The organism is Xenorhabdus griffiniae (assembly GCF_015163655.1).
GTDB classification, from domain to species: Bacteria; Pseudomonadota; Gammaproteobacteria; order Enterobacterales; family Enterobacteriaceae; genus Xenorhabdus; species Xenorhabdus griffiniae.
Genome location: NZ_JADEUF010000030.1, coordinates 26723 through 35848, shown reverse-complemented (window position 1 = coordinate 35848; position 9126 = coordinate 26723). Strand labels below are relative to the sequence as shown.

Below are 9126 nucleotides of genomic sequence, written 5' to 3'. Positions count from 1 at the left end.
TGGATCCCTTTAACTGCACAACAAGAGGGACAGGTCACATCAATCTTTGCCATCTGAATGTTCTCCAAATAGGCATACTATACATGATTCAATAAATTGATGTCACGACCCCCTGCCTGATATATAGGCAGGGAAAATTGCTTTTACTTCTTACACTATTATTTAAATAACAAATTGTTTTAAAAATCACCATCTTAAATTAAATAGCGTTGTTTGATACTGCTATTTTGGCGATTCTTCAACCTCAGGTAATGTTACATTTAGTTCTAGTACAGAAATATCATCATTTTTTTGCTCAAATTGCACAGAAAGCATATCTGGATCGATTTGTACATACTTACAAATTACAGCCAGAATATCCCGTTTCATGTCGGGCAAATAGGCAGGCTCAGAGTCACCACGGCGCCGCTCTGCCACGATGATTTGTAGCCGCTCCTTGGCGATATTGGCCGTCGGTTTTTTTCTCGACAGGAAGAAATCTAACAAAGCCATGCGTTACCCCCCAAACAGGCGTTTTAAAAAGCCCTTTTTTTCTTCTTCGATGAAACGGAAAGGCCGCTCTTCACCGAGTAAACGTAAAACAGTATCTTCGTATGCTTTACCCGCGTCAGAGTCTTTGTCCAAAATGACCGGTTCCCCTTGGTTGGATGAACGGAGAACAGATTGATCTTCAGGGATAACACCAAGCAAAGGAATGCACAGAATTTCCAGTACATCTTCCATACTCAACATATCGCCGCGGTTCACACGCCCTGGATTATAGCGTGTCAGCAGAAGGTGCTCTTTGATAGGCTCGTCACCTTGTTCTGCTCGGCGTGATTTGGATGCCAGGATACCTAAAATACGATCAGAGTCACGAACAGAAGAGACTTCAGGGTTTGTCGTAATAATTGCTTCATCGGCAAAGTAAAGCGCCATCAATGCGCCGCTTTCAATACCAGCAGGTGAATCACAGATAATGAACTCAAATCCCTGTTGGTCCAATTCATTCAGAATTTTTTCAACGCCGTCTCGGGTGAGTGCTTCTTTATCGCGAGTCTGGGAAGCGGGCAGAATATAGAGATTATCTGTGCGTTTATCTTTGATAATGGCCTGGTTCAGGCTGGCGTCACCTTGAATGACGTTCACGAAGTCAAAAACCACACGGCGTTCACATCCCATAATGAGGTCGAGGTTTCGTAAACCGATATCAAAATCAATAACGACGGTTTTTTTTCCTCTTTGGGCGAGGCCGGTAGCAATGGCCGCGCTTGAAGTGGTTTTGCCAACGCCACCTTTACCAGATGTAACAACAATAATGCGTGCCATGAAGCGATTCCTTGTTATAAGGGCTAGACTAAAGTTTCAATAGTTAATTCATTGTTCACCAGACGTAATTTTGCTGCCTTGCCAACAAAATTTTCTGGAATTTTCTCGCTGAGCCAATATTGACCTGCTATAGAGGTGAGTTCAGCGTTTAAATGGGTGCAGAAAATCTGGCTTTCTTGATCACCAGATGCGCCTGCTAATACTCGTCCACGCAGCACACCATATATATGAATATTTCCATCAGCGATTAATTCTGCACCAGCGCTCACATTATTTGTCACAATAAGATCACTGTTTGGTGCATAAATTCTTTGTCCTGAACGAACAGGTGTATTAATTATACGAGTTTTTTTGAAAATAGGTTCAGCCGGTTTATTTTCTTGAGTAAGAACTTTCTGACTTTTACCTTCTTTCAATAAAGGAAGTTCAGATTTTAGAACAACTTCTCGTTGCTCTTCGTTTTGGCAACCGCTGATGCCAACGATGCGCAACCCTACTGACTCAATGGCTCGGTGGAGTGCGAGGAGATCTGCATCGACAGGGAGAGCAGATATATTGATAACAACGGGCGCATTTTTCAGGAATTCGGGCGCTTGCTCCATTTTTTCCTGCATAGCTTTATGAATAACTTCCGGCTGGTCATCATATAAATGAACGACCGAAAGCGTAAAATTACTGCCTTTTAGCTCAATTGGCGATTGTGACATCGATATTCTGACTCAGCAAGGTTAAGTTTCCCAAGGTAGTTTACACAAACATTTTCCTAAGCCTCTGGGAGACGATATTCTTAGATATAATAAGCATGTTATAGTTAGTGAATTATTCAAGCAAGTCACAGCGTTAATTTAAAAGAGTTTATAACAATGATTTGTGTAATCTACAGAAGCCCAAAACGTGACCAAACATATCTGTATATTGAAAAAAGAGGCGATTTTTCGCGCGTTCCTGACGAGTTGTTAAAAACGTTTGGTGAACCTCAATATTCAATGATGATTTCATTAACAGAAAGAAAAAAACTGGCCAATGCTGATATTGAAAAAGTAAAAACCGCGTTGAGTGAGCAAGGTTTTTACCTGCAAGTACCACCGCCAGTGGAAAGTTTGCTCAATGCGCACCTGGCACCAAATAAGCCGCCTAAACAATAAAAATTGCGGGTAACTGCCTGATCCTGAATTATTGAGGAGGAGCCGATTTATGAAATTAATCACTGGGCTGACTTTATTGACAGCAACTTTGCTGGCAGGGTGCAGTACATTAAGTGGCAAACAATTGTACCATCCATCCGTGTTGGCTTCACGATCCCACGCTGAAGTCAGGGCATTGGAGCAAGATTTTCCATTGAGTGCCCGTGAACCATCACAGTTCCCCGCCTATGTGGTTTTGCTAAAACAGCAAGCCAGAGAGCAAGGGATCAGTGAAAAAACATTAGATCGAGCATTTACCAATATCCATTTTATCCCGCGCGTTATTAAAGCCGATCGTAACCAGCCAGAAAAGAAAGTGACTCTGGATGATTACCTGACGCGTGTCTTGCCAACCTGGAAGATTGAGCAGGGTGCCCGGGAATATGAGGATAATAAGTCCCTGTTAGCAAGGATCAGCCATAAATACGGTGTACCCGAAGCTTATATTGTTGCTTTGTGGGGATTAGAAAGTGGTTTTGGCAAATTTCAGGGAAAAGAAGATGTCATTTCGGCTTTATCTACGCTGGCTTTTGAGGGACGCCGAGAAGTGTTTTTTATCAAACAGTTACTGGCAGCGTTAGAAATAATTGAAAATCAATATATTGATAAAGATCAGGCGCTAAAAGGTTCTTGGGCGGGCGCAATGGGACAAAACCAATTTATGCCAACCTCTTACTTAACGTATGGTGCCGATGGCGATGGTGATGGTCAAATTGATATTTGGCGTAATAAAGCAGATGTTTTTGCCTCGACTGCCAATTACTTACATAAGGAAGGATGGAAACCGGGCTTACCTTGGGGATATGCCATCTCGTTACCTACAAGCTTTGATATCGCTTTAGAAGGCGTTAAACCCGAACAGGGAAAAACCATTGCTCAATGGCAGGCATTGGGAATTTCATCTCCGCATTTTGCTAAATTACCTGCAAATACGAAAGGTTGGATAGTCATCCCTGATGATTCGGCCCAACGGGCATTTTGGGTGACTCAAAATTTCCGCACTATTATGCACTGGAATCGCTCTTACTATTTTGCCCTCAGTGTTGGTATGATGGCAGACGGTATTATGCAACGTACTCATTTTCTCACTCGCTGAAAATCAAATCCTGAAAACAAGATAAAGGAACCATGTTATGTACCAGCATCGGGATTGGCAGGGAGTATTGTTAGATTTTCCTGCTAATAAGGTTGTTTGTGTCGGCAGTAATTATGACAAGCATATGAAAGAGATGGGCTCCCAATCCACTGAAGAGCCGGTGATATTCATCAAACCTGAAACAGCGCTGTGTGATCTGCGCCAGCCTGTTTTCATCCCACAAGAATTAGGTGCTGTGCACCATGAAATAGAATTGGCTGTTTTGATTGGTTCAGCACTTAAGAATGCCAATGAAGAGCGAGTCAGTCAGGCGATTGCAGGTTTCGCAGTTGCACTGGATTTGACATTACGTGATTTGCAGCGTGAATTTAAACAATCGGGGCAACCGTGGGAAAAAAGTAAGGCATTTGATCGATCATGCCCGATATCAGGGTTTATTCCTGTCAATGCCTTTGGTGATCCACAAAATGCCGAACTTTCTTTGACAGTCAATGGTGAATTACGTCAAAACGGCAATACGAGTGACATGCGAACGCCTATCATCCCGTTGATTAGCTACATGTCGCGTTTTTTTACCTTACGTCCGGGCGATATTATCTTGACGGGAACGCCTGAAGGCGTAGGGCCATTGCAATCTGGTGATGTGTTAGATGTTTCTCTCAATGAGCACGTTTTGACAACCAGAGTGATTTAACTACGAGGAATGACAGAAATTATGTCTCAACCTTTCTGGCAGGTGAAAACCTTAGAACAAATGACAGATCAAGAATGGGAAGCACTATGTGATGGCTGCGGTCAGTGCTGCCTGCATAAGTTGATGGATGAGGATACGGATGAAATTTATTTTACCAATGTTGCTTGCAATCAACTGAATATTAAAACCTGCCAGTGCAAGAATTATGAAGATCGTTTCAGATACGAGCCTGACTGTATCAAATTGACCCGTGAGAATATGAACACCTTTGAATGGCTGCCAAAGACGTGTGCTTATCGTCTGATTGGCGAGGGGCAAAGACTCCTACCTTGGCATCCATTGGTCAGTGGTTCAAAATCGGCCATGCATGCGGAGCGTATTTCTGTCAGGCATATTGCTGTGCGTGAAGTGGATGTGGTGGATTGGGAAGAGCATATTTTAAATACACCAATGTAATGATACGCATTAAACTTCAAGTTGCGCTTTAAACACTTTATGAAACCTGATGCCTCCCCGCGATGCGGGGAGAAATCACACGCATCTTAAAGTTAGATTGGTATATCTTATTATTTGATATGAAAAGGATTTTATATCAAATACCTATAATGTAAGTTTCGGAATTGGCATTAATATCGGATTTTTCTCCCGTTTTTCTGACTTTAAACAGTAAAGAAAAACTGATAACTTGTTTGGTCAAAAATCAAAAACAAGGAAAGAGACATGGCAAGTTATTTGATTCGTGTGGAGCTTTATGGCACGGGTATTGAGGGTTATGAAAAATTACATAAAAGGATGACGGCGAATCAATTCAGCCAATCTATCCGCTTTCCTAATGGGAAATGGCATCGCCTGCCTGGTGGCACTTATATTGGTCATTCGACGATGGAATCCGTGCAGTTGGCGGAAAAAATCAAATCTATGGCTACACCATTTTCAAATAAAGATCCTGCGATATTTGTTTGCACTTACAGTAACTGGAGTGCGTCGCTATATCCCGAAAAACCACATACTGAATCCGGTTTTGGTGAATAATTCGTTAAGAAACCACGTGTTGTGTTTTTTTATGATCTAACTCTCTTATTCTGGTTAATTTTATTACCTGAACATTGTCTTACTAATATACACATTAAACTTCAAGTTTCACTTTACAACACGCGATGAAACCTGATGTCTCCCCGCAAAGCGGGGAGACATCACACGCATTGAAATTAGATTGGTATATAACAACCTGGCTAATTTAATACCCTTTGTAATAAATATTAATATGGCACTTATGCCGCATACCAAATATATATTAAATGCTGTTTATATTTTTTATGTCAGATCGTTAGGGCCACTACCGTGCAGCTATGGATGTTTGTTTGATAATGAGGGAAAGTAAAATGAAGAACAGATTGGTGAGCTATGTAACGTTTGTAGGGGTTTGGATTACTGTAACATTGACAATTGGCATTATCTTGTCATAAGAACATAAACGAAATTAACTATAAACCTCGCCTCGCTTTGGCGGGGTTTTATTTTATTATTTGATGCCCGATTACCCAGTTGATACTGGGTAATCACAATCATAGGAACGGTTATTAGTAATTATTGAAAATTATTCAACAAGATTTGGACAAACCTTTCCAGAAACTAATTGCTGAATATTTTGCAAAGTCGTTTCTCTGATACTGGTTAAGGCTTCTTCGGTTAAGAATGCTTGATGCCCAGTGAACAGCACATTATGGCAAGAAGATAAACGATGGAAGATATCATCCTTAATAAACTCGTGTAATTATATTATTGTTTGATATCAAAGGGGTTTTATATCATGCGTTGGATATTTGGGGCATGGCATTATGCTGGAAAACCTTATTAAATGCAATACGTTACAATATCAAGAAAAATTGTGCAGTTTTGTGAAGTTGGGCACGCTTATTAAAGTTGCTTTTATTATAATTACAAGTGTTCATTATTTGTTTTTCTAGTGAGCATTCCGGGTCAGAAAACTTTTATTAACATGAACAATATACTATATAACGATTATTGTCCGAGGAAGAGACGAACCAGATTAAGAGTGAATAGGAGTAGATAAGCCATTTAATACTAACTGTCATCTTGTCCTTAAGGATGGTGAAATAGCCATTCTTTAATTTTTTCCTTAATCGCCTATTTCTCTAATCTTTCTCGATAATAGGGAAATAGCATCGCCTGCCGAGTGGAACTTAGATTCTTTGATTAATAAGGTATCACAGTATTATTTTTTTGGGGAGGTAAGTATGAGATATTCGTTATTAAGCAATACTAACAACTGGATGAGTTGCATCGATGACAGTAAAAGTTTAGCGTGCATATCTATTCCGGGAACTCACATCAGCTGTGCCAGAAAAGGGGCATCGGGGCAACCGAGTATTGTTGATAGAAATATTGCCACACAAAATTCGGATTGTACAATAACAAAACAACTGGAAGATGGTATCCGTTATCTGGATATTAGATGTTGTGCAATTAATGACGTATTCACCATCCATTATGATAAATTTTATCTCAATATAAACTTTGGTGATGTTTTAAATGAATGCATTTCCTTTCTGGAGTATAATAGTTCTGAAACCATTATTATGAGAATAAAACAAGAAGGATCATCTACTCCTGATAGTGAATTTTTAAAAATATTTAATACACATTACTCATTCTATCATAGCAGCATGTATCTGGAGTCTGCTATTCCAACACTTGGTGAAGTAAGGGGAAAGATTGTTATTCTTTCAAATGTACTTACATTGCCAGGAATTCCCTATAGTTCTATAAAGGTTCAGGATGTGAATGTCCATTATGATGAACCACGTAAGAAATCAAAAATAATTGACTTTGTAAATGAGTCAACGAAATCAAATCGAAATAATGATAAACCTGAAATATATTTAAATCACTGTGGTGCACCAGAGGATCCAACTTCAGTAATCACTGGTTATCCAGAGTCGTTTGCCAAACCACTCCTACTTAATCTGGTCCATGAATTTAAAGAGGGGTTGGGTTGTGATCTGGTAGATAATTCAAAAAATGAGGCACCACACATTGGGATCATTGTAATGGACTTTTACACTGATGCAATGGTTGCTGAGATAGTAAAGAGGAATGAAAATAGAAATCTATATAATTTGCCGATATATTCTATTTTTAATGAATATTATGGGAGGCATTATTTCTATGCTTCTTTATATATGGACTCAGTAGAGGAGAGGAGACAGGTTTTTGACTGGGCTCCGGGAAATAAGGTAATTAATGGTTTTTGGATGTTAATTCCTTACGATGAAAAAAATGCTCAGTATTATATATTCAACACCTATTATAAAGAGTTTTTGTATGCCAGTGTTTTTATTGAGGATAACAGAAGAACGGTGTTTACCCGGATTAATGGTGTGCCAACGAGAGAAAGCGTTTGGACTATAAAAAACGGTAACATTTATAATGAATATTATAAATGTTATCTCTATGAAAGCAGTCTTTCATATACAGAGAACAGAAAACTTGTCCCGTGTTGGGCTTTGGGTGGTAACGTGGCACAAGATGAGTGGCAAATGACTTTTGAAAACAAAGCGGTCAATTAATTTTATTATAAAAGACTCACGAACAGGATACATTGTGTTTTCTGTTCGTGAGATTTGTAGCACTGTATTTTGGTGATATCAATCTAACTTCAAGATGCGTCTGATATCGTGTTGTAAATTGCAACTTGAAGTTTAATGCGTATAAAAGAATTACCCAGTTAATATTAAGTAATCATAACCGCAGAAGTGGTTATTAGTAATTATTGAAAATTATTCAACAAGATTTGGACAAACCTTTCCAGAAACTAATTGCTGAATATTTTGCAAAGTTGTTTCACTGATACTGGTTAAGGCTTCTTCGGTTAAGAATGCCTGATGGCCGGTGAACAGCACATTATGACAAGAAGATAAACGGCGGAAGATATCGTCTTGAATAACGTCATTTGATTTATCTTCAAAGAATAAATCTCTTTCGTTTTCATAAACATCCATACCCAACGAACCAATTTTTTGTTGTTTCAGTGCATTAATAGCAGCCACGGAATCAATCAGGGCGCCTCGGCTGGTATTAATGATCATCACGCCATCTTTCATTTTGTTGAATGCGGTTTCATCCAATAAATGATGGTTTTCCGGTGTCATGGGGCAATGCAGGGAGATCACATCCGATTCAGCATATAAAGTATCCAGGTCTACATATTCCACACCCATATTCAAGGCTTCAGGATTAGGGTAGGGATCATATGCCAGTAAACGCATACCAAAGCCTTTCAAAATCCGCAAAGTAGCAATACCGATTTTTCCTGTTCCGATAATGCCCGCAGTGCGTTTATACATATTAAAACCAGTTAATCCTTCCAGGGAAAAATTAGCATCGCGGGTGCGCTGGTAGGCGCGGTGGATACGTCGATTAAGACATAGCATCAACCCAACAGTATGTTCAGCAACGGATTCAGGGGAATAAGCAGGAACTCGAACAACCTGGATGCCTAATTCTTTTGCTGCATCCAGATCGACATTGTTGAATCCGGCACAGCGTAGTGCCAGGATTTTGATATTCATCTCTGCCAGTTCTTGCAGCACTTCCCGTCCACCATCATCATTGACGAAAATGCAGACGGCATCTGCACCAACGGCATTTTTGGCAGTTTGTGGACTTAAAGGAAAATCAAAAAACTCGATATGATAATCAAAGCCAAGCCTTTGGTTGAGCATTTCAAAATGCTTACGGTCATACTGCTTTGTACTGTAAACAACCAGTTTCATAACAACATCTCCACTATACAGTAACTATAGAATCATTCGAGCCATTCA

10 protein-coding genes and 1 pseudogene are annotated in these 9126 nt (G+C 39.7%); 6 read left to right on the top strand and 5 right to left on the bottom strand.

The window, feature by feature from the left end:
* Window positions 1–222: 222 nt before the first annotated feature.
* From minE to minC, 3 genes are read right to left on the bottom strand one after another with little or no spacing between them, the layout of a single operon-like run.
* A complete protein-coding gene (gene minE, locus IQ211_RS07155) occupies window positions 223–492 on the bottom strand; it encodes a cell division topological specificity factor MinE (RefSeq protein WP_047770052.1) in 270 nt (89 codons plus the stop codon).
* Between the two features lie 3 nt (window positions 493–495).
* On the bottom strand, window positions 496–1308 hold the full coding sequence (minD, locus tag IQ211_RS07150; protein ID WP_189758435.1) for a septum site-determining protein MinD: 813 nt from the start codon (window positions 1306–1308) through the stop codon (window positions 496–498).
* 23 nt (window positions 1309–1331) lie between these two features.
* A complete protein-coding gene (gene minC / locus IQ211_RS07145; protein WP_189758434.1) occupies window positions 1332–2015 on the bottom strand; it encodes a septum site-determining protein MinC in 684 nt (227 codons plus the stop codon).
* A 156-nt stretch (window positions 2016–2171) separates the two neighbouring features.
* On the opposite strand from minC, the gene IQ211_RS07140 reads away from it, so the two are divergent.
* The 5 genes from IQ211_RS07140 (at window position 2172) to IQ211_RS07120 (ending at window position 5314) form a co-directional block, all read left to right on the top strand.
* Entirely contained in the window at window positions 2172–2453 is a 282-nt protein-coding gene (locus IQ211_RS07140; RefSeq protein ID WP_189758433.1) for a YcgL domain-containing protein, read from the top strand.
* Window positions 2454–2502: 49 nt separating this feature from the next.
* A complete protein-coding gene (locus IQ211_RS07135) occupies window positions 2503–3588 on the top strand; it encodes a lytic murein transglycosylase (protein WP_189758432.1) in 1086 nt (361 codons plus the stop codon).
* Between the two features lie 37 nt (window positions 3589–3625).
* The gene (locus IQ211_RS07130; protein ID WP_189758431.1) at window positions 3626–4282 is read left to right on the top strand and encodes a fumarylacetoacetate hydrolase family protein; all 657 of its coding nucleotides are present in this window, start codon (window positions 3626–3628) and stop codon (window positions 4280–4282) included.
* Between the two features lie 18 nt (window positions 4283–4300).
* Entirely contained in the window at window positions 4301–4738 is a 438-nt protein-coding gene (locus IQ211_RS07125) for a YcgN family cysteine cluster protein (protein ID WP_273571205.1), read from the top strand.
* A gap of 264 nt (window positions 4739–5002) precedes the next feature.
* Complete coding sequence (locus IQ211_RS07120; RefSeq protein WP_189758429.1) at window positions 5003–5314, top strand: type V toxin-antitoxin system endoribonuclease antitoxin GhoS; 312 nt, start codon at window positions 5003–5005, stop codon at window positions 5312–5314.
* Window positions 5315–5879: 565 nt separating this feature from the next.
* On the opposite strand, the pseudogene IQ211_RS19500 reads toward IQ211_RS07120, so the two are convergent.
* Window positions 5880–6053 (bottom strand): annotated as a pseudogene (locus IQ211_RS19500) (2-hydroxyacid dehydrogenase); the annotation flags it as partial.
* A gap of 487 nt (window positions 6054–6540) precedes the next feature.
* Here IQ211_RS19500 and IQ211_RS07115 point away from each other — a divergent pair.
* Entirely contained in the window at window positions 6541–7872 is a 1332-nt protein-coding gene (locus tag IQ211_RS07115; protein ID WP_193836339.1) for a phosphatidylinositol-specific phospholipase C domain-containing protein, read from the top strand.
* 210 nt (window positions 7873–8082) lie between these two features.
* On the opposite strand, the gene IQ211_RS07110 is transcribed toward IQ211_RS07115, so the two are convergent.
* The gene (locus IQ211_RS07110; RefSeq protein WP_189758427.1) at window positions 8083–9078 is read right to left on the bottom strand and encodes a 2-hydroxyacid dehydrogenase; all 996 of its coding nucleotides are present in this window, start codon (window positions 9076–9078) and stop codon (window positions 8083–8085) included.
* Window positions 9079–9126: the final 48 nt, after the last annotated feature.

Excerpts from the sequence above, each read along its gene's own strand:
- IQ211_RS07110 (WP_189758427.1), bottom strand. The coding sequence starts at position 9,078 with ATGAAACTGGTTGTTTACAGTACAAAGCAGTATGACCGTAAGCATTTT.
- IQ211_RS07135 (WP_189758432.1), top strand. The coding sequence starts at position 2,503 with ATGAAATTAATCACTGGGCTGACTTTATTGACAGCAACTTTGCTGGCA.
- minD (WP_189758435.1), bottom strand. The coding sequence starts at position 1,308 with ATGGCACGCATTATTGTTGTTACATCTGGTAAAGGTGGCGTTGGCAAA.
- minE (WP_047770052.1), bottom strand. The coding sequence starts at position 492 with ATGGCTTTGTTAGATTTCTTCCTGTCGAGAAAAAAACCGACGGCCAAT.
- IQ211_RS07115 (WP_193836339.1), top strand. The coding sequence starts at position 6,541 with ATGAGATATTCGTTATTAAGCAATACTAACAACTGGATGAGTTGCATC.
- IQ211_RS07130 (WP_189758431.1), top strand. The coding sequence starts at position 3,626 with ATGTACCAGCATCGGGATTGGCAGGGAGTATTGTTAGATTTTCCTGCT.
- IQ211_RS07140 (WP_189758433.1), top strand. The coding sequence starts at position 2,172 with ATGATTTGTGTAATCTACAGAAGCCCAAAACGTGACCAAACATATCTG.
- minC (WP_189758434.1), bottom strand. The coding sequence starts at position 2,015 with ATGTCACAATCGCCAATTGAGCTAAAAGGCAGTAATTTTACGCTTTCG.
- IQ211_RS07120 (WP_189758429.1), top strand. The coding sequence starts at position 5,003 with ATGGCAAGTTATTTGATTCGTGTGGAGCTTTATGGCACGGGTATTGAG.